The organism is Streptomyces tricolor (assembly GCF_002155905.1).
Classification (GTDB): Bacteria; Actinomycetota; Actinomycetes; order Streptomycetales; family Streptomycetaceae; genus Streptomyces; species Streptomyces tricolor.
The window spans coordinates 1-19,132 of record NZ_MUMF01000089.1 but is presented as its reverse complement, the minus strand read 5'-3'; the positions used below and the strand labels follow the sequence as shown (position 1 = coordinate 19,132).

Here is a 19,132-nt window from a genome sequence, read left to right as displayed (position 1 = left end):
CAGCGCCCGGTACACGCTGCGGTCGAACTCCGCCGGGCCGAACCCGGCGACCGGCCGCGCGGCGAGCCCGTCCCGGGCCCGTGCGTAGGCCCCGCGCACGGCGTCGGCGCCGGCGCCCAGGCCGAACCGGTCCGGGTGGGCGCCGGCCCAGGCGAAGAAGACGTCCCGCTGGCGCAGCAGCGCCCGGCTCTGGCGGACGTCGAAGTCGTACCAGTCCTCGGGGCCGACCACGCTGTCCAGGACCATGCGGCCGGTCCGGTGCGGGAACCGGGCGACATAGGCGGCACCGAGGTAGCTGCCGTAGGAGACGCCGAGGAAATGGGTGCGCGGTGCGCCGAGGGCCGCGCGTATCGCGTCCATGTCCCGGACCGTCTGACCCGTCGACAGGTACGGCAGCGCGGCGCCCGCGCCCGCCGCGCAGTCGTCGGCCGTCCGCCGCAGCCGGTCCAGGTACGCCCGCTCCGCCGCCGGCCCGGCCGGGACGGGGTCCGCGCCCGGACTGTCGAACAGCCCGCCCATCGGGCCGCAGTCGGCCGGCGCGCTGTCGCCGGTGCCGCGCGGGTCGAAGCCGATGACGTCGTACGCCCGTCGGACCGCTGCCGGGAGCTTGGCGCGCTTGGTCACCGCGTAGGGGAGGCCGGAGCCGCCCGGGCCGCCCGGGTTGACCAGCAGGATGCCGCGCCGCTCGGCCGGTGTGCCGGAGGCGGGGACACGGGAGACGGCGACGGTGAGCCGGGGGCCGCGCGGGCGGTCCCAGTCCAGCGGCACGCTCAGCCGTGCGCACTCCACGCGGTCGGGTGCCGGCGGCTTCGGGACGGAGTCGGGGCAGGGACCGAAACGGAGCGCGGGCAGCGGGGCGGCGGCTCCGGGAGCGGCGGCGGGGAGCAGGGCAGCGGCGGCCGTCAGGGCGCACAACAGGGCCACCCGGCGCGTGGTGGAGGACACGAGGAGTTCTCCCTCGGCGTGAGGAACGAAGCTGACAATGAAAATGATTATCGATAACGTATCCGAGGCTCAGCCCGGCCGCCTCCCTGCGCGGAGGCGTCCTCGGGCTGCCCCGACGTCGGAACCGCATGGCACGAAACGGGATGAAAAGAGGAGCTGTGGCTCATCTGTTGGTGGTCGAGAGCTGGGTCGGTTCGATGAGCCGGCTGCTGCCACGGGCGATACGGGAGGGCGGGCACGCCTTCACGTTCCTCACCCGCGACCTGCACCACTACCTGCGCTCGGCGCCCGAGGGCACGGCCCACCCGCTGCTCGGGGCCCGCCATGTGATCACCGCGGACACCAACGACACCGAGGCCCTGCTGCCCCAGGTGGCGCGGCTGCACGAGGTGTTCGCGTTCGACGGCGTGCTGACGTCCTGCGACTACTACCTGCCGGCCGTGGCACGGATCGCCGGACACCTCGGCCTGCCCGGGCCCGGCCCGGAGGCCGTCGAGCACGCCTGCCGCAAGGACGCCACCCGCCGCGTCCTCGCGGAGGCCGAAGTGCCCGGGCCGCGCTTCGCCGTGCACGAGGAGTGGACCGACCTGCGGCGCGCGGCACGGGAGATCGGCTACCCGCTGGTGGTCAAGCCCGTCGACCTGTGCGCCGGCATGTACGTGCGGCGCGTGGACGACGAGGAGCAACTCGCCGCCGCCGTCCGCGCGCTGGCCGGCTTCCCCGTCAACGCCCGCGGCCAGCACCGCAGTCCGGCCGTGCTGCTGGAGGAGCTGCTGGACGGTCCCGAGGTGAGCGTGGAGACGGTGTCGTACGCGGGGACCGTCCAGGTGGTGGGCGTCACCGACAAGAGCATCGGCGGGGCACCGGCGTTCATCGAGACCGGGCACATGTTCCCCGCCGCGCTGCCGGCCGCCGACACCGAGGCCGCCGAACGGACCGCGCTGGCCGCGCTCACCGCGCTCGGCCTGGTGGACGGCGTGGTCGCGCACACCGAGATCAAGCTGACCCCGGCCGGGCCGCGGGTCATCGAGGTCAATCCACGCCCCGCCGGTAACCGCATCACCGAACTCGTCCGCCATGTGACGGGCATCGACCTGGCCGCCGCCTTCGTGGACGTCTCCCTCGGCCGCGCACCCGACCTGCGCCGCCGGGACACCGGACTGCGCAGCGCCGCCATCGGCTTCCTCGTACCGCACGCCTCCGGCACGCTCGCCGCCCTCGACGGCGGCCGGCTCCAGGACACCGCGGGGGTGCTGGAGATGCAGCTCGCCGAGCCGGGGCGGCCGGTGACGGCGGCGGGCAGCAACAACGAGTACCTCGGGCACGTCATGGCCGGCGACGCCGACGGGCCGGGCGCCCGCGCCCGGGTCGAGGCGCTGCTCGGCGAACTGCGGTCCGGGCTGGTGATCCGATGACCACCGCCCTCGGCCCGACGACGTTCGACACGCTCCTGGAGAGCGCCCGCACCGGAGCTCTCGGCCCGGACCCGGCCGGCCGGCGGATCGCCGTCGCCTTCACCACCCGGCAGGCCGTACGGCACGACGGGCGCGGCACCGGCTACCGCAACGAGGTCCTCAGCCTGCGCCTCGGCGAAGCCGTCGGCTCCTGCGCGGTCGAACCCGGAGCCCTGCCCGACAGCGCGATCGACGACTGCGTCGGCGCCGACGTCGCCCGCCTGCTGCACCACCCGCTGCTGCCGGTGCGGGTGGCCGCCCTGGACGCCTACCTCATGCACGTCACCCCGCACACCCCGGCCCACGGGGCCCGCCCGGCCGGGCTGCCCGCCGGGACGTCGCTGGAGAAGTCCCGGGCCCGGGCCCGCGTCGTGGCCGAACTCCTCGACGTGCCCGCGGGCTCCCGGGTGCTCGTCGTCGGTGTCGTCAACTCCCTGCTGGAGGCGCTGCGCGGACGCGGCCTCGACCCCGTGCCCTGCGACTTCAAGGGCGGGGTCACCGAGTGGGGCGACCCGGTCGTCACCGACGCGCTCGCCGCGGCCGAGCACTGCGACGCCCTCCTGGTGTCCGGCATGACACTCGGCAACGGCACCTTCGAGCCGCTGCGCCGCCACGCGCTGCGGCACGGCAAGCCGCTGGTGATGTTCGCCCAGACCGGCAGCGCGATCCTGCCCCGCTTCCTCGGCCACGGGGTGACCGCGGTGTGCGCCGAGCCCTACCCCTTCTTCTGGCTCGACGGCGGCCCGGGCACCGTCCACCGCTACGGCGGCCCCGCTCCGGAGGGCACGCGATGACCACGACGGCCGTACGCCCCACCGCCCGCCCGGAACTGCTCAGTCTGCTCGGCCGCACCCCCCTGGTCCGCATCACCGCCGACCTGCCGAGCCCGCACCCCGGATTCTGGGCCAAGCTCGAAGGGCTCGCGGCGGGCGGCATGAAGGCCCGCGCCGCCGTCTCGATGCTGACGGCCGCCCGCAAGCGCGGCGAACTGCGGCCCGGAGCCCCGGTGGTGGAGTCCACCTCCGGCACCCTCGGCATCGGACTCGCCTTCGCCGGGCAGGCGCTCGGCCACCCCATCGTGCTGGTCGGCGACAACGAACTGGAGCCGTCCATGCGGGCCTTGCTGCGCTCGTACGGCGCACGGCTGGAGATCGTGGACCGCCCGGCGCCCCGCGGCGGCTGGCAGGGGGCACGGCTCGCCCGGCTGCGGGAACTGCTCGCCGTACTGCCCGGCGCCTACTGGCCCGACCAGTACAACAACCCCGACAACAGCGCCGGTTACGCCTCCCTGGCCGCCGAACTCGTCGACCGGCTCGACCACCTGGACATCCTGGTGTGCAGCGTCGGCACCGGCGGCCACAGCGCGGGCGTCATCGGCCCGCTGCGGCGGCGCTGGCCCGCGCTGCGGCTCATCGGCGTCGACTCCACCGGGTCCACCATCTTCGGGCAGCCCGCGCGGCCCCGGCTGATGCGCGGCCTCGGCAGCAGCATCCATCCGCGCAACGTCGCCTACGACGCCTTCGACGAGGTCCACTGGGTCGGCCCGGCCGAGGCCGTGGACAGCTGCCGCCGCCTGGCCCGCACCAGCTTCGTCAGCGGCGGCTGGAGCACCGGCGCCGTCGCCCGGGTCGCCGCCTGGGCCGCCCGGGTCCACCCCGGCGCGGTCGTCGCCACCGTCTTCCCCGACGGACCGCACCGCTACCTCGGCACCGTCTACGACGACGACTTCGCCGCGGCCCACGGCCTCGACCCCGCCACGGCGGCCACCCGCCCCGTGCAACTCCCGCACCCCGGCGCCGCCGAGGCCACCGGCTGGGCCCGCTGCACCCGCGTCACCGACCCGCTGACGGCCGTACCCCACCTGGAAAGGACGCCGTGAAGGCCAGCCTGCGCACCGTGCGCCTGACGCTCACCGAGCCGCTGCGCATCTCCCGCTCCACCATGTCCGCCCGCGACGCCGTGTGGCTGACCGTCGCACACGACGGCGTCACCGGTCACGGCGAGGCGGTCACCAGCGTCTACTACGGCCTCGACACCGCGACGCTGCAACGGCTGCTCGCCGCCGCCGGTGCGGACCTCGCCCGCTTCCCCGACCCGGAGAGCGCCCTGGCGGCCCTGCGGGCGGGCGAGTGGCCCGCCGAGGGCACGGCGCCGGCCGTGACCGCCGCCGTCGAGGCCGCCCTGCTCGACCTCGCCGGCAAACGGGCGGACCGCCCCGTCCACCGGCTCCTCGGCGCCGCGGCACCCCCGGCGGCGGCCACCGCCCGCACCCTCGGCATCACATCCCTCGCCCACGCGGCGGCCGAGGCCCGCAGGCTCACCGCGAGCGGCTTCCGGATCCTCAAGGTCAAGGCCGGATCCGCCGACCCGGAGGACGACATCGAGCGCGTCCGTGTCATCCGGGACGCCGCACCCCGCGCCCGGCTGCTCCTCGACCCCAACGGCGCCTGGACCAGGGCACGGGCCGAGGCACTGCTGCCCCGGTTCGCGGACCTCGGCGTCGAGGCCGTCGAGCAGCCCCTCGCGCCCGGCGACCCCGAGGCACTGGGCGCGCTGGCGCGACGGTCACCGCTGCCGGTCATCGCCGACGAGGACGCCGTGCACCTGGACGACGTCCGCCGCCTCGCCGGACGCGTCCAGGGCGTCAACGTCAAGCTCGCCAAGTGCGGCGGCGTGCACGCCGCCCTGCGCATCGCCGAGGCGGTGGCCGGCAGCGGCACCGCGCTGATGCTCGGCTGCCTGACCGCCAGCAGCCTCGGCCTCGCCCCCGCCGTCCACCTCGCCGACCGCGCCCGCTGGGCCGACCTCGACGGCCACCTGCTGCTCGCCCACGACCCGTGGACCGGCATCGGCGGCGCGGACGGCGTCGTCCGCGCCGGCGACCGCCCCGGTCTGGGTGTCCGGGAGGTGACGGCGCATGCGGACGTGGCATGAGATACGCCGTTTCCCGCTCGCGGTCCGGCTCCTGCTGGTCAACCAGCTCGGCGTCAACACCGGCTTCTACCTGCTCATCCCCTACCTCGCCACTCATCTCGGCGAGAACCTCGGCCTGTCCGCCGCCGCCGTCGGTGTCGTGCTCGGCGTGCGCAACCTCAGCCAGCAGGGCCTGTTCCTCGTCGGCGGCTCCGCCTCCGACCGGCTCGGCCCGCGGGGTGTCATCATCGCCGGCTGCGCCCTGCGCACCGTGGGGTTCGCGCTGTTCGCACTCGGCGACGACCTGGCCGTCCTGCTCGCCGCGTCCGTGCTCAGCGGTTTCGCGGGGGCGCTGTTCAACCCCGCCGTGCGCGCCTACCTCGCCCAGGAGGCCGGTGACCGCAAGGCCGAGGCGTTCGCCCTGTTCTCCATGTTCGCCACGGCGGGCGCGCTGATCGGTCCCCTGCTGGGCAGCGCGCTGCTGCTGGTGGACTTCCGCACCTCCGCGCTCACCGCCGCCGGGATCTTCGCGGCCCTCACCGTCGCCCAGGCCCTGGTGCTGCCCGCCCGGAAGGCCGCCCCCCGCACGGGCACGGTGCTCACCGACTGGCGCGAAGTCCTCGGCAACCGCGCCTTCCTCGCCTTCGCCCTCGCCATGGTCGGCATGTTCACCCTGGAGAACCAGCTGTACCTGCTGCTGCCCGACGGGGCGCGGCGGGCCACCGGCTGGGACGGCGCGGCCGGCCTGGTCTTCCTCGTCGGCACCCTCGCCAACCTCAGTCTCCAACTGCGCCTCACCCGCGCGCTCAAGGAGCGCGGCCACCGCGCCCGCTGGATCGCCGCCGGCCTCGGCCTGATGGCGCTGGCGTTCCTGCCGCCGGCCCTGGTCGCGGGCGGCTCCGGCGGCCCGGACGGGGCGGCCGGCGCGACCCTGCGCGCCCTGCCCGTGCTGGCCGGTGCCCTGCTGCTCCACCTCGGGGTGATGGCCGCCCAGCCGTTCGTCATGGAACTCGTCCCCGGCTTCGGCCGCGCCGAGCTGACCGGCACCTACTTCGGCGTCTTCTACGTGGTCTCCGGCATCGCCGCCGCCGTCGGCAACGCCGTCGTCGGCTGGGCCATGGACACCGGGGAGCGCGGGGGCGCCGGCTGGCTGCCGTGGGCGTGCTGCGCGCTGTTCGGGCTCGCGTCGGCGCTGGGCGTGGCCTGGCTGCACCGGCGCGGATCACTGCCGGCGCCGTCGCGGCCCGCCGTACCCGCCACGGCCTGAGGAAGGAGACCCCGTGCCCGCCACGACCGCGCACAACCTGCTCACCGACAACCCCGAGCTGTACGAGGCCCGTTTCCCCGACCCCGGCCGGCTCGCCGGGCGCTGGACCGAGGACCGCCTGCGCCGGCACGGCGCCGGACCGCGCGTCCTCGACATGGGCTGTGGCACCGGCCGCGACGCCGCCCACCTGCACCGGGCCGGCCGCACGGTGACCGGCGCCGACCTGTCCGAGGCGATGCTGGCCCACGCCCGCACCCACCACCCCGGACCCCGGTACGTCCGCGCCGACCTGCACCGCTTCGACCTCGGCCCCGAGCGGTTCGACGCCGTCGTGTGTCTGGACAGCGCCCTGCTGTACTGCCACACCAACGACCAGCTCGACGGCTTCCTCGCCTCCTGCCGCCGCGCCCTCGCCCCGGGCGGCCTGCTCGTCGCGGAGATGCGCAACGGCGCGTACTTCCTCGGCCGCACCGACCTGCTGGACACGCCCGCCGTGCACGCCTTCACCTGGCAGGGCACCGCCTACCGGTCCACCACCACGCTCACCGTGGACCGCACGGCCCAGCTGCTGCGCCGTACGCGCGTGTGGACCTCGGACGACGAGGCGGAGCCCGTCGTCCAGCGCTCGGCCTGGCGGCTGCTGTTCCCGCAGGAGCTGCGGCATCTGCTGACCGCGCACGGATTCGACGTCCTCGAACTCCACGACGGGCCGGGCCCGCGCACCGAACCGCCCTGGCAGGAGGGCCTGTCGCCCGGTACGGCGGCCGACGCCGACCGGCTGCACGTCGTCGCACGCCTCGCCGCCCCCCGCTGAGCCGTCCTCCCTCTCACACCCAAGGAATCCCATGCACGACGAACACTTCCCCGCGCTGCGCCGCCGCGGCTTCCTCGCCGCCACCGGAGCCGCCTCGCTCGGTGCGCTCGGCCTCGCCGGCTGCGGCGGCTCCGGATCCGCCTCCGGCGACGGCGACGGCAAGGCCGACGGCACGCCGAAGAAGGGCGGCCGGCTGCGCGCCGCGTTCGCCGGCGGGGGCGCCGGCGAGACACTCGACCCGCACCTGGCCAACCTCTTCGCCGACGTCGCCCGCGCCAAGGCCCTCTTCGACAAGCTCGCCGACTACGGCGCCGACCTCTCCGCCCGGCCCCGCCTCGCCGAGAAGTGGGAGCCGAACAAGACCCTGGACCGCTGGCGGGTCACCCTGCGCGAGGCCGAGTTCCACGACGGCCGGCCGGTCACCGCCGAGGACGTCCTGTACAGCTACCGCCGGATCACCGACCCGAAGCAGGCGTTCCGCGCCAAGGCGTCCCTGGAGCCCCTCGACCTCGAAGCCAGCCGCGCCACCGGCACGCGGTCGATCGAGTTCGTCCTGAAGCGGCCCACCGCCGAATTCCCCAACCTGCTGGCCGCGTTCGGCGCCTACATCGTCCCCTGGCACGCCCGCGACCTCGGCCGGAAGCCGGTCGGCTCCGGCCCGTTCCGCTTCGTCTCCTTCGCCCCGGGACGCTCCGCCGTCTTCCGCCGCAACGACGGCTACTGGGACGGCGCCCCCCACCTGGACGAGCTGGAACTCGTCGTCGCCAACGAGGAGTCCGCCCGCGTCAACGCCCTCCTCGGCGGCCAGGTCGAGTACGCCCACGAACTCGCCCCCGCCACCGCCCGCGCCCACGAGGGCAAGGGGCAGATCGAGATCGTCCGGCTGCGCAACAGCGCCATGCAGGCGTTCTGCATGAAGACCGACCGGCCGCCCTTCGACGACAAGCGGGTACGGCAGGCGTTCTTCCTCATCGCCGACCGCGCGGAACTGGTCGACGGCGCCCTGTCCGGCGCCGGGGAGATCGGCAACGACCTGTTCGGCAAGGGCTACGAGTACTACGCCGACGGCCTCCCGCAGCGGGAACAGGATCTCGACAGGGCCCGCGCCCTGCTCAAGCAGGCCGGCGCCGAGAACCTGAAGGTCACCCTGGACACCTCCGCCGTCGCCGCCGGATTCACCGAGGCCGCCGGCATCTTCCGCGACCAGGCGAGGAAGGCCGGCGTGACCGTCGACGTCCGGATGGGCAGCAAGGACTCGTACTGGAGCGACATCCTCGACTCCGGCACCCTGTGCTGCTACCGCTCCGGCGCCATGCCCATCGAGGCCCACATCTCCCAGCGCCTGCTCAGCGACTCCACCACCAACGCCACCAAGTGGCGGCACAAGGACTTCGACGCCCTCTACCAGCAGGCGCAGTCCACCAGCGACAAGACCCGGCGCGCCGCCGTCTACGCGCGCATGCAGCGCCGCCTGCACAGCGAGGGCGGCTTCCTGGTCTGGGGGTTCGCCGACTGGATCATCGGAACCGCCCGCACCGTCAAGGGCGTCGAGACCAAGGCCCCGGCCAACACGCTCGACTGGGCCCGTTTCGACAAGGTGTGGCTCGGGTGAGCGGACTGCGCTCCTTCGTCGCCCGGCGGCTGATCCTCGGGGCCGTGCAGACCGCCGCCGTCGTGCTGCTGGTCTTCGCGCTCACCGAGGCGCTGCCGGGCGACGCCGCCGTCGCCCTCGCCGGGGACCAGCCCGACCCGGCCCGCGTCGCGGCGATCCGGGAGGCGATGCACCTGGACCGGCCCGCCCACGAGCGGCTGGCCGACTGGGCGGCGGGCCTGCTCCACGGCGACCTGGGCACCTCGCTGGCCTCCGGCCGCCCGGTCGTCCGGTACCTCGCCGACGGCTTCGGCCCCACCCTGCTGCTGGCCGCGCTCACCGTCGCCCTGCTCGTCCCGGCCGGGTTCGGGCTCGGCGTACTCGCCGCCCGCCGTGAAGGAGGGCCCGTCGACCGGCTGATCAGCTCCGTGACGCTCGCCGTGTACGCGGTGCCCGAGTTCGCCCTCGGGGTCCTGCTGGTGACCGTGTTCGCGCTCCGGCTGGGCTGGCTGCCGCCGACCGCCGTGGGCTACGGCACGGACCTGCCCGGCCATCCCGCCGTGCTGGTCCTGCCCGTGCTGGTGCTGCTGGCCCGCCCGGTGTGCTCGCTGGTCCGCCTGGTGCGCGCCGGCATGATCGACGCGCTGGCCTCGCCGTACGTGGCGCAGGCCCGCCGCTACGGCGTCTCCGGCGCCCGCGTCCGCTACACCCACGCCCTGCCGGGCGCCCTCGCCCCCGCCGTCCAGCAGCTGGCCAGGACCGTCGACTGGCTGCTGTGCGGGGTCATCGTGGTGGAGGCGCTGTACGTGATCCCCGGACTCGGCACCGTCCTGCTCAACGCCGTCGCCGAACGCGACGTGCCGGTGGTGCAGGGCCTGGCCGTGGTGTTCGGCGTGCTGACCGTCGTCCTCACCCTCGCCGCCGACCTGGTCGCCCACCGGCTCGCCCCCCGGGCGGGGGTGGCGGCGTGAGGAAGCCGCACACGGGCGGGGTGCGCAAGGCGGCCCCGGGGCGGTTCGTCCTGGGGGCGGCCGTCATCGCCGTACCTCTCCTCCTCGCCCTGCTCGGCCCGCTGTGCGCGGGCGAGCCCGGTCCGCGGACCGTGTCCTTCACCCGCGGCGACGGGCACTGGCTCGGCACCGACTTCGTCGGCCGGGACGTGTGGCAGCAGGTGCTGCACGGAGGTCGCCCGGTCGTCGTCACCGCGCTCGCCGCGACCGCCCTGGCGTACCTGGTCGCGCTCCCCGTCGGCCTGGCCGCCGCGCTCACCCACCGCCGGTGGCTGGAGGAGCTGCTGATGCGGCCCCTGGACGTCCTGCTGGCGGTGCCGTCGCTGCTGCTGATCCTGCTGGCCGCCACGGTGTTCGCACCCGGCGCCACCGGGCTGGCCCTGCTGGTCGCGCTGGTCAACGTGCCCGACGCGGCCCGTCTCGTGCGCGCCGCCGGCACGGAGGCCGCCGCCCGGCCCGCCGTCGAGGCGCTGCGCATGCAGGGGGAGACGTGGTGGCGGATCGGGGTCGGCTACGTCGGCCGGTCGATGCTGCGCACCCTGGCCGCCGACGCGGGCACCCGGCTGACCGGTGTGCTGTACCTGGTGGCCACGGCCGCCTTCCTCGGTGTCGGGGTGGCCCCGGACGCCGCCGACTGGGCGGTCATGGTCGACCGCAACCGCACCGGGCTGTTCGTCCAGCCCTGGGCCGTCGTCGTCCCCGCGCTGCTGATCGTGGCCCTGACGACGGGCACCAACCTGCTCTTCGACGCGGCACTGGCGGGCGGCCGGGGGCGCGGCCCGGCCCGGCCGGCGACGACCGGGGCCGTCCGCACCGCCCCCGCAGCGAGCGAGGTACGCACATGACGCACGAGAGCGGCACGGCCGGCCGCACCGGTACCACCGCGGCACCCGTGGCCGAGATCCGCGAACTGCGCGTCGAGGTCGACGGCAGGGCGATCGTGGACGGGGTGAGCCTGACCGTCGTACCCGGCAAGGTCACCGCCCTGGTCGGCGCCTCCGGCAGCGGCAAGACCACCACCGGGCTCGCCCTGCTCGGGGAACACCCGCCCGGCGCCCGGGTCTCCGGCGAGATCCGCCGGACGGCCGAGGGCCCGATCGGCTACATCCCCCAGCACCCGGCCGCCGTCCTGAACCCCGCCCGCCGCATCAGCGCCCTCCTCACCGACATCGCCCGCACCCAGGTACGGCACCTGCCCCGGGGCCGGCGCCGGGCGGCGGCCCGGGACCGGGTCCTCACCGCACTCGCCGAGGCGCAACTGCCGGACGCGGAGAGCCTGCTGCGGCGCTACCCGCACCAGCTCTCCGGCGGCCAGCAGCAACGCGTCGTCCTCGCCCAGGCCCTGCTGCTCGGCGCGCGTGTGATCGTCGCCGACGAGCCCACCACGGGCCAGGACGCGCTGACCAAGAGCCGCATCGTCGACCAGCTGCGGGCCGTCACGGCCCGCGGTATCGCCGTCGTCCTGCTCAGCCACGACCTGGAGGCGGTCCGCGCCCTGGCCGACGAGGTGGTCGTGCTGCGGGCGGGCCGGGTCGTGGAGTCGGGCCCGGCGCAGCGCCTGTGGGCGGCGCCCCGGCACGAGTGGACCCGCCGGCTGCTGGACGCCGGACGGGACCTCACCGCGCCCGTGGGCGCCACGGGCGGCACCCGCCCCGTCCTGCGGATCCGTGATCTCACCGCCCGCCACCGCGACGGCGCCCGGGGCGGCACGGTGGTGCTGCGCGCCCCCGCACTCGATCTGCACCCGGGCGAATGCCTGGCCGTCGTCGGCCGTTCCGGCAGCGGCAAGACCACCCTCGCCCGCTGCCTCGCCGGACTCCACCGCGACCACGACGGCGAGGTGCTCCTCGACGGGGTGCCGCTGCCGCGCAGCCTGCGCCACCGCGGGCGGGCGCAACTGGCCGCCGTGCAGTACGTCTTCCAGGACGCCCGCGCCGCCTTCGACCACCACCGCCCCGTGCTGCACCAGGTGGCCCGCACCGCGATCCGGCTGCGCGGCGCCGCCCCGGGCCCGGCGACCCGGGAGGCCCTGACCACCCTGGCCCGCCTCGGCCTCCCGGAGGACCTGGCGGGCCGGCGCCCCGGGCAGCTCTCGGGCGGCGAACTCCAGCGCGCCGCCCTCGCCCGCGCCCTGCTCGCCCGCCCCCGCGTCCTGCTCTGCGACGAGATCACCTCGGGCCTGGACACGGTCACCCGCCGCGGTCTCCTGGACGTCCTGCGGGCCCTGCTCCGCGACCGCGGCGACCTGTCCCTGGTGCTGATCACGCACGACCTGGACGTCGCGGCCCTGGCGCACCGCATCGCCGTCCTCGACGGCGGGGACGTGGTCGAGCAGGGTCCGGCGCGGCGGATCCTCGCCGCGCCGGACCACCCGTTCACCGTCGCGCTGACGCAGGCGGCGCGCCCGCAGACGGGCGCGGTGCCGTGAGCCCTATCCGCGCCACGGCCCGGTCACCGCGAACGTGGTGCCGGGGGTGTAGCAGTTGACGAACATCGTCTCGCCGTCGGGGGAGAAGGTGACCCCGGCGAACTCGCCCCACTCCGGCTCCTCGTCGGTTCCGAGGTTCTGGCGGCCCCGGGCCATCGCGTACACCTCGCCCCGGCGGGTCACGCCGAAGACGTGCTGGGCGCCGTTGCCGTCCTCGCACACCATCAGGCCGCCGCCGGGGGCGAGGCAGATGTTGTCCGGGGACTCGCCGGGCAGCCGCACATCGGTGTCCGGGCCGAACACGACGACCAGGGTCAGCCGGCGGCGGGCCGGGTCGTAGCGCCAGATCTGGCCGTAGTGGTCGGCCCCGGAGCCTTCCGCGCTGCGGGCGAAGGACGACACGAAGTACACGCAACTGCCGCCCCAGTAGCAGCCCTCCAGCTTCTGCGCGTGGGTGATGCCGCCGGGGCCGTAGTCCTGCAGCCGGGTGGGCGTGGAGACGGCCAGCGGATCGGGTACGTCCACCCACTCGATGCCGTCGAAGCGCGCCCCGGTCTCCTGGATCGTGGACAGGTCCGGTACGCCCGGCACCCGCATCGCCTGCAGCCGGCCGCCCGCGCGCAGCGAGCCGACGCCGCCGAGCGGCTTGTGCGGGAGGAAGCGGTAGAAGAGTCCGAAGGGCTTCTGGAAGGCGTCCTCGGTCTCGTAGACCGTGCCGCTGTGCGGGTCGACCGCGACCGCCTCGTGCTGGAAGCGGCCCATCGCGGTCAGCGGGACCGCGCCGGTGCGGTGCGGGTCGGTGGGGTGGACCTCGAAGATGAAGCCGTGGTCCTTGGTGTAGCCGTTGGTGCCCGCCTTGTCCTCGGTCTCCTCGCAGGTCAGCCAGGTGCCCCAAGGGGTGCGTCCGCCCGCGCAGTTGACGGCCGTACCGGCGATGGCGACCCGCTCGGACAGCACGCGATGGCGCGCGTCGAGCGTCAGGGCCGTACAGCCGCCCTTGCCCGCCGGGTCGTAGGTCAGGCCGCTGACGGTCGGTACCGGGAACTTCGCGGTGACGCGGTTCTCGTGGTTGCGGACGAGGTGCGTACGGCCGCCCCGGCCGGCGAAGGCGGCCATGCCGTCGTGGTTGGAGGGGACGGGGCCCTCTCCGGAGCGGAGCCGGTCGCCCTCGCGGGAGAGCACGGTGTAGCGGAAACCTTTCGGCAGGTCGAGCAGGCCGTGCGGATCGGGAACGAGCGGGCCGTAGCCGGTGTGGCCCAGGGGCTGCGCTGCGGCGGTGCCCGCGAAGAGCTCGGACAGCGCCCCGGTGAAGGCGATGCCGGCTCCCACGGCGCTTGCGCGGGCCAGGACCTGACGGCGTGTTGCAGACATACGGCAGTAACCTTCCTGCTGGCGGACAGGAACTTGATCCCGCTGTGTCTATCACCTGGTGCGCGCCGCGTGAACCACACGCGGAGCACGTGTCACGGACGTGATCGTTCCGGCTTCGCGGTGATGCACACTGTGGCCATCGCCGCAGCGCAAGGGGGGATGGCCATGCTGTTGCTCGACCTCGACACGATCGCCCGCCACGAACGGGTCGACGCCTTCCAGTACGCGATGGACCAGTCGGTGCCCAACGAGGTGGTCCACGAAGACCCCGGCCCGGGCGTCCGCGCGCGGTTCGAGCGGTGGGAGGTCGGGGGAGTGGTGCTGTTCCGGTCGTCCAGCACCGGGTTCGAGGTGCGGCGCACGGACCGGCACCTGCGCCGGCTCAGGCAACGGCCCGTCGTCTCCTTCACGTTGCAGACGCGCGGCACCGGACGGGTCGAACTGGGCGGACAGCAGGGCGAGTTCGGTACCGAGGACATCTGCGTCCTGCACGAGGTGTCCGCCCGGACCTACGGCTGGTCCGGGACCGGCGCGGCGGACGCCGTGATCATCGACGCCGAGCGGCTGGCACTGCCGGTCGACGTCGTGGTCGACGCCTGCTTCCGGCTGCGCGGCAGCCCGCTGTACGACCTGGTGCTCGGGCACCTGCGCGGACTGTGGCGCGATCCGGCCCGGCTGGAGGCCGACCCGGGCGCGCCGGCCCTGGCCGGTGCCACCACCGAACTCGTCCGGGCGCTGCTCCTGACCGCCGCGCACGACACCACGGCACCCCCGGCCCGGGCGGCCATGGCGGACACGCTCGTCACCCGGGTCCTGGCCCATGTGCGCCGCAACCTCACCGATCCGGAGCTGACGTTCGACCGGGTCGCGGCGGAACACGCCGTGTCCCGGCGCCATCTGTACACCCTGCTCGGCCGGGCGGGCATCAGCTTCGAGCAGTGGGTCATCGCACAGCGCCTCGACCTGGCGCGGACCATGCTGGCCTCTCCGGCCCACCGCGGCCTCGGTATCGCCGCGGTGGCGGCCCGGTGCGGCTTCCCCGGCCCGAGCCACTTCGCGCGCCGCTTCCGGGCCGCCTACGGACTGACCCCCCGGGAATGGCGCCGGCAGGCCGGGAGCGAGCCGGGCGGCCGGCCCGAGCCGCCTCTTGACCAGCGCTGACGAACGTTTGCCCCAGCGTGCAGGGAAGGCGCCGAGACGCCGTCCCGGCCCCCGCGGCGCCGGACGATGGTGCCGGCGGACCGACGCCGCTTCCGACACGGATGGGGGGACAGGAGCGTGCCGTACGGAGCATTCGCACCCACCGTGCCGCTCGGCGCGGAGCGGCTCGGGCGGGGCAGGCAGTGGGCGGTGGTGCGGCACGCGATCGAGAACGCGGCGGACACCGGCCGCGCCCTGTGGCTCTGCGGCGAACCCGGCGTCGGCAAGACCGTCCTGCTGCACCAGGCCGGCGAACTGGCCGCCGCCCACGGGCTGCGGGTCCTCGGCGTGTGCGGCGCGGAGGCCGAGCGGGACATCCCGTTCGCGGCGCTGCACCAGTTGCTGTGGCCGTTGACGCGGCACGCGGACGGGATCTCGCAGCGGGGACGCGCGGTGCTGCGCCGGGCCCTGGAGCTGGAGACCGGCCCGCCGGTGCCCTCGTACACCGTCTCGGCCGCCGCCGTCGAGCTGCTGGACCGGGTGGCCCGCACCCGGCCGCTGCTCGTCGCGGTGGACGACCTGCACTGGGCGGACGCCTCCAGCGCCGAGGTGCTGCGCTTCCTGCAACGCCGGGTCGCCTCGCTGCCGGTCGTCATGGTGGCGACCGCCTGGCAGGAGGCGCTGGACCGGCTGGACCCCACCGGCGCCGAGGTCCTCACCGTCGGACCGCTGGGGGCCGAGCAGGCGCGGACGCTGCTGGCCGAGGCCCACCCCGGGCTGTCCGCCCCGGCACGCGAACGGGTGCTGCGGGAGGCCGTGGGCAATCCGCTCGCCCTGGTCGAACTGCCCTCCCGGCTCGACGCCCTGGAACGGGGCGGCCGGCTCCCCCTGCCCGACTATCTGCCGCTGGGCGAGCGGCTGGAACGCGTCTTCGCACGCCGCGTCGCCTCGCTCCGTCCGGCGGCGAGGTTCACCCTGCTGCTGTGCGCGCTGGCCGGTCCCGAGGAGTCCGCCCGGCTCGTCGCCGAGGCCGCCGCGGCGGCGGACGCCGGCGACGCCGCGGCGCACCTGGCGACCGCGCAGCGCCTGGGCCTGGTGCACGTCGAGGACCAGCGGGTCCGCTTCCGGCACCCGCTGGTCAGGTCGTCCCTGGTGCGGGGCGCCGACGGCGCCGAACGCCGCCGTGCCCACCGGGCCTGGGCGGCGGTGCTGCGGCCGGGCGAGGCCCGCCAGGTGGCGCACCTGGCCGAGGCCACCACCGCGCCCGACGAATCGGTGGCCGCCGCCCTCGTGGCGGTCGCCGCCGCCACGGAGGCGCGGGGCGGTGACCTGGAGGCCGCACTCTTCCACGCCCGCGCCGCCGCGCTGAGCGAGGACCCCGCCCGCCGGGGCGGCCGCCTGGTGACGGCGGCCTGCGCCGCCGCCCGCGGCAACCACACCGGTCTCGCGGCCCGCCTGCTGGACCAGGCCGTCGCCCACGGAGTGCCCGCGGACAGCCGCGACGTCCTCGACTTCACCCAGGCCCTCGTCCGCTTCCACGCGGACGGAGACGTCGGCCCCGCCGTCGCCCTGCTGCCCGCACTGCTCGACCGCCTGCCCGGCCGGGAGTCCGAGCTGTGGCTGCCGGCCCTCTTCCTCCTCGTGCTCGCCGCCGGCTTCACGGCGGACCCCGAGGTGTGGGCGGCCGTCGAGGCGCGGGCGGCGGAGGCGGGGGAGATCGTCCGGCTGGGATGCGACGCCTGGCACGACCCGGCTCGCCGGGCCCACGGCGGACACGCCCGGCTGGGCGCCGTGCTCGACACCCTGCCCGACGAGGTCGGTACCGCCGAGACCTGGCTGCTGCTGTGGGCGGCGGCGGGCCTCGACGCCGTCGGCGACCATGCCCCCCTGTGGCGGCGGATGGTCGACCAGTACCCGTACGCGACCCAGGCCCTGGCCGAGGCGGTGTCCGCCTACGACGACTACCTGCGCGGCCACTGGGACCGCTGCCTGGAGCGCAGCCGCGCCGCGGCGGCCGTCGTCCGGGCCCGGGGCAGCGAGTTCAACGCGGCCGTCCACTCCTACAAGGCGGCCTACGTCACCGCGGCCCGCGGAGACCGGCAGGCCGTCGAGGACCTGGTCCGGGACCTGCGCCCCTGGGCCACGGAACGCGGACTCACCTTCCTCGTCCACCGGCTGCGCGCCCTCCAGGCCGCCTGCGCGCTGGCCCTCGGCGACTACGAGACCGCCTACGGCCACGCCGCGGCGCTGACGCCTCCGGGGCTGCTGCCGGCCGGGGTCAGCCAGTTCCACCTCGTCTTCCTCGATCTCGTCGAGTCCGCCCTGCACACGGGGCGGACCGCCGAGGCCCGCCGCCATGTCGCCGCCGGCCGCGCCGCCGGCATGGACCGGATCTCCCCGCACCACCGCTTCGTGCTCCGCGCCGCCGAGGCCATGGTGAGCGAGGACGTGGACGCCGCCTGCACGGCCGTCCACACCCTGCCCGGGTCCGCCGTCTGGCCCTTCGAACGGGCCCGGCTGCGCCTGCACCACGGGGCCTGGTTGCGCCGGCGCGGGCGCCGCGCCGAGGCGCGGGTCCACCTGGCCGCCGCGCAGCAGGCGTTCGCCGGCCTCGGGGCCGGACCGTGGCGGGAGCGGGCCGGGGAGGAACTCCGCGTCAACGACGCACCCGGTCCGGCCGCCGCGCCCCGCGCCCCCGTGGCGGCCCTGACCCCGCAGGAGCTGCGGATCGCCCGGCTGGTGGCCGCCGGGCTCAGCAACCGGGACATCGGCGCGCGCCTGCAACTGTCGCCCAGGACGGTCGCCAGCCACCTGTACAAGGTCTATCCGAAACTCCAGGTGACGACGCGCGCGGGGGTCGCCCGGGCGCTGACCCGGGCAGGAACGGCATGACCGCGGACGACGGCCGCACACCGCCGGCCACGACGACCACGGGGGCGTACGCCGCCGCCACCCGCCTCGGCCCCGTGACCCTGCTCACCTACCGCGGACCCGCGGGCAGCGTCCTGCGGCACGTGCCGTCGGCCGCCGACGACGCGTTCTGGGCCCTCGGCACCCAGGCCCGGGGCGGGGCCGACCTCGTCCGCGGGGCCCGGCGCGCGCCGTGCGCACCGGGCCAGGTGTTCCTCATGCGGCTGTCCGAACCGTGGGAGCTGCACGCGCGCGAGACCTACCGGCTCCACCTGTACCGGATTCCCCGGCGGGCGGTCGGCGCCTCGGAGGCGGAGCTGCTGGCGGCGCGCGGCGTGCACGGACAGCCCGGCGACCCGGTCACCCGGCTGCTCGCACCCGTCCTCCTCCGGGCCGCCGACTCGGCCGCCGGACACCCCGAGCCGTACCGCCGGGACGTGGCGGCCGTGGTGACCGACCTGCTGGGGACGCTGGCCGCGGCCCGCGCCGCCGGACCGCCCGAGCCGGCACCCGGTGCGGACGGCGACGGACGCGAGACGCTGCGCAGGATCCGGCACTTCGTCAACGAGCACCTCGGCGACCGGGGCCTGAGTCCCGAACGGATCGCCGCCCGGCACCACGTCTCGGTGCGCTACCTGCACAAGGTCTTCGCCGCCGAGGGGACGACCCTCACCCGCTGGATCAAACAGCGCCGGCTGGAGGAGTGCAGGCGCGAACTCGGGCGCCGCGGCCCCGCCGATCCGGTCCCCTCCGTCGCCGCGGTGGCACGGCGCTGGGGCTTCGTCAACGCCGCCCACTTCAGCCGCAGTTTCCGCGCCGCGTACGGCATGTCACCGGGCGAGTGGCACCGCCTGCGCACCGCGTCGGGCGAGGACGGCGGACGGGGGCGGGAGGCTCCCGCTCACGCGTCCGTGCTGCGCGCGACCAGCGCGGCCGGCTGACCACCGGCGGCCCGCCACTCGCGCGGCGACATCCCGAACACCTCCCGGAACGAGCGGCTGAAGTGGGTGGCGTTCCGGAACCCCCAGCCGCGTGCGACAGCCGAGATCGTGGGCACCACACCCTGCCGGCGGGCCAGCTCACGGGCGCACTCCTCGACACGGCGGCGCCGGATCAGCCTGCGTACGGTCGTCTCCTCGCCCTCGAAGAGAAGGTGCAGGTAGCGCAGCGAGATGCCGTGCGCGTCGGCGATCCCCGCCGGGGACAGCTCCGGATCCCGCAGATGGGCGTCGATGTACCGGCGCACCAGCGCCGACAGCTGACGGCGGGCGTCGGCCGGCCCGGCGCCC

Annotated in this window: 16 protein-coding genes; 13 read left to right on the top strand and 3 right to left on the bottom strand. The window is 75.7% G+C overall.

Annotation, left to right across the window (positions count from 1 at the left end; genetic code table 11):
• Positions 1-945, bottom strand: a 945-nt coding sequence (locus CCN44_RS07630; protein ID WP_208639727.1) for an alpha/beta fold hydrolase, incomplete at its 3' end; no start/stop codon positions are given.
• 158 nt (positions 946-1,103) lie between these two features.
• On the opposite strand from CCN44_RS07630, the gene CCN44_RS07625 reads away from it, so the two are divergent.
• From CCN44_RS07625 to CCN44_RS07580, 10 genes are read left to right on the top strand one after another with little or no spacing between them, the layout of a single operon-like run.
• Positions 1,104-2,360 carry an ATP-grasp domain-containing protein gene (locus CCN44_RS07625; RefSeq protein WP_189397350.1) on the top strand — a complete coding sequence of 419 codons (1,257 nt, stop codon included), beginning with the start codon at positions 1,104-1,106 and terminating at the stop codon, positions 2,358-2,360.
• Entirely contained in the window at positions 2,357-3,193 is an 837-nt protein-coding gene (locus tag CCN44_RS07620; RefSeq protein WP_086697195.1) for a Rossmann-like domain-containing protein, read from the top strand. Before CCN44_RS07625 ends, CCN44_RS07620 begins: the two co-directional genes overlap by 4 nt.
• Positions 3,190-4,278, top strand: a complete 1,089-nt coding sequence (locus CCN44_RS07615; RefSeq protein ID WP_086697194.1) for a PLP-dependent cysteine synthase family protein — start codon at positions 3,190-3,192, stop codon at positions 4,276-4,278. The genes CCN44_RS07620 and CCN44_RS07615 overlap by 4 nt, the downstream gene beginning before the upstream one ends.
• Positions 4,275-5,333 (top strand): mandelate racemase/muconate lactonizing enzyme family protein, encoded by a 1,059-nt coding sequence (locus CCN44_RS07610; protein WP_086697193.1) that lies wholly within the window; start codon positions 4,275-4,277, stop codon positions 5,331-5,333. Before CCN44_RS07615 ends, CCN44_RS07610 begins: the two co-directional genes overlap by 4 nt.
• The gene (locus tag CCN44_RS07605) at positions 5,317-6,579 is read left to right on the top strand and encodes an MFS transporter (protein WP_086697192.1); all 1,263 of its coding nucleotides are present in this window, start codon (positions 5,317-5,319) and stop codon (positions 6,577-6,579) included. The genes CCN44_RS07610 and CCN44_RS07605 overlap by 17 nt, the downstream gene beginning before the upstream one ends.
• Before the next feature lie 13 nt (positions 6,580-6,592).
• Positions 6,593-7,393 (top strand): class I SAM-dependent methyltransferase, encoded by an 801-nt coding sequence (locus tag CCN44_RS07600; protein WP_086697191.1) that lies wholly within the window; start codon positions 6,593-6,595, stop codon positions 7,391-7,393.
• 31 nt (positions 7,394-7,424) lie between these two features.
• Complete coding sequence (locus CCN44_RS07595; RefSeq protein WP_086697190.1) at positions 7,425-9,005, top strand: ABC transporter substrate-binding protein; 1,581 nt, start codon at positions 7,425-7,427, stop codon at positions 9,003-9,005.
• On the top strand, positions 9,002-9,955 hold the full coding sequence (locus tag CCN44_RS07590; protein WP_059247631.1) for an ABC transporter permease: 954 nt from the start codon (positions 9,002-9,004) through the stop codon (positions 9,953-9,955). Before CCN44_RS07595 ends, CCN44_RS07590 begins: the two co-directional genes overlap by 4 nt.
• Entirely contained in the window at positions 9,952-10,839 is an 888-nt protein-coding gene (locus CCN44_RS07585; RefSeq protein WP_086697189.1) for an ABC transporter permease, read from the top strand. The genes CCN44_RS07590 and CCN44_RS07585 overlap by 4 nt, the downstream gene beginning before the upstream one ends.
• Positions 10,836-12,422, top strand: coding sequence for an ABC transporter ATP-binding protein (locus tag CCN44_RS07580; protein WP_086697188.1), 1,587 nt, complete (start codon positions 10,836-10,838; stop codon positions 12,420-12,422). Before CCN44_RS07585 ends, CCN44_RS07580 begins: the two co-directional genes overlap by 4 nt.
• Positions 12,423-12,425: 3 nt before the next feature.
• Here the strand turns inward: CCN44_RS07580 and CCN44_RS07575 are convergent, their stop codons facing one another.
• The gene (locus tag CCN44_RS07575; protein ID WP_059247628.1) at positions 12,426-13,793 is read right to left on the bottom strand and encodes an alkaline phosphatase PhoX; all 1,368 of its coding nucleotides are present in this window, start codon (positions 13,791-13,793) and stop codon (positions 12,426-12,428) included.
• 165 nt (positions 13,794-13,958) lie between these two features.
• Here CCN44_RS07575 and CCN44_RS07570 point away from each other — a divergent pair, with 165 nt between their 5' ends.
• The 3 genes from CCN44_RS07570 (at position 13,959) to CCN44_RS07560 (ending at position 18,784) form a co-directional block, all read left to right on the top strand.
• Positions 13,959-14,954, top strand: a complete 996-nt coding sequence (locus CCN44_RS07570; RefSeq protein WP_059254773.1) for an AraC family transcriptional regulator — start codon at positions 13,959-13,961, stop codon at positions 14,952-14,954.
• A 117-nt stretch (positions 14,955-15,071) separates the two neighbouring features.
• Positions 15,072-17,825, top strand: coding sequence for a helix-turn-helix transcriptional regulator (locus tag CCN44_RS07565; protein ID WP_158103079.1), 2,754 nt, complete (start codon positions 15,072-15,074; stop codon positions 17,823-17,825).
• Positions 17,822-18,784, top strand: a complete 963-nt coding sequence (locus CCN44_RS07560) for a helix-turn-helix domain-containing protein (RefSeq protein WP_086697186.1) — start codon at positions 17,822-17,824, stop codon at positions 18,782-18,784. The genes CCN44_RS07565 and CCN44_RS07560 overlap by 4 nt, the downstream gene beginning before the upstream one ends.
• Here the strand turns inward: CCN44_RS07560 and CCN44_RS07555 are convergent.
• Positions 18,745-19,132: helix-turn-helix domain-containing protein (locus CCN44_RS07555; RefSeq protein WP_143649644.1), on the bottom strand; the 388-nt coding region annotated here is incomplete at its 5' end. The two genes, CCN44_RS07560 and CCN44_RS07555, sit on opposite strands and share 40 nt — an antisense overlap.

What these genes read in the sequence shown, in the direction of transcription:
- CCN44_RS07620 (WP_086697195.1), top strand. Translation starts at nt 2,357, where the DNA reads ATGACCACCGCCCTCGGCCCGACGACGTTCGACACGCTCCTGGAGAGC.
- CCN44_RS07615 (WP_086697194.1), top strand. Translation starts at nt 3,190, where the DNA reads ATGACCACGACGGCCGTACGCCCCACCGCCCGCCCGGAACTGCTCAGT.
- CCN44_RS07605 (WP_086697192.1), top strand. Translation starts at nt 5,317, where the DNA reads ATGCGGACGTGGCATGAGATACGCCGTTTCCCGCTCGCGGTCCGGCTC.
- CCN44_RS07595 (WP_086697190.1), top strand. Translation starts at nt 7,425, where the DNA reads ATGCACGACGAACACTTCCCCGCGCTGCGCCGCCGCGGCTTCCTCGCC.
- CCN44_RS07580 (WP_086697188.1), top strand. Translation starts at nt 10,836, where the DNA reads ATGACGCACGAGAGCGGCACGGCCGGCCGCACCGGTACCACCGCGGCA.
- CCN44_RS07575 (WP_059247628.1), bottom strand. Translation starts at nt 13,793, where the DNA reads ATGTCTGCAACACGCCGTCAGGTCCTGGCCCGCGCAAGCGCCGTGGGA.
- CCN44_RS07570 (WP_059254773.1), top strand. Translation starts at nt 13,959, where the DNA reads ATGCTGTTGCTCGACCTCGACACGATCGCCCGCCACGAACGGGTCGAC.
- CCN44_RS07560 (WP_086697186.1), top strand. Translation starts at nt 17,822, where the DNA reads ATGACCGCGGACGACGGCCGCACACCGCCGGCCACGACGACCACGGGG.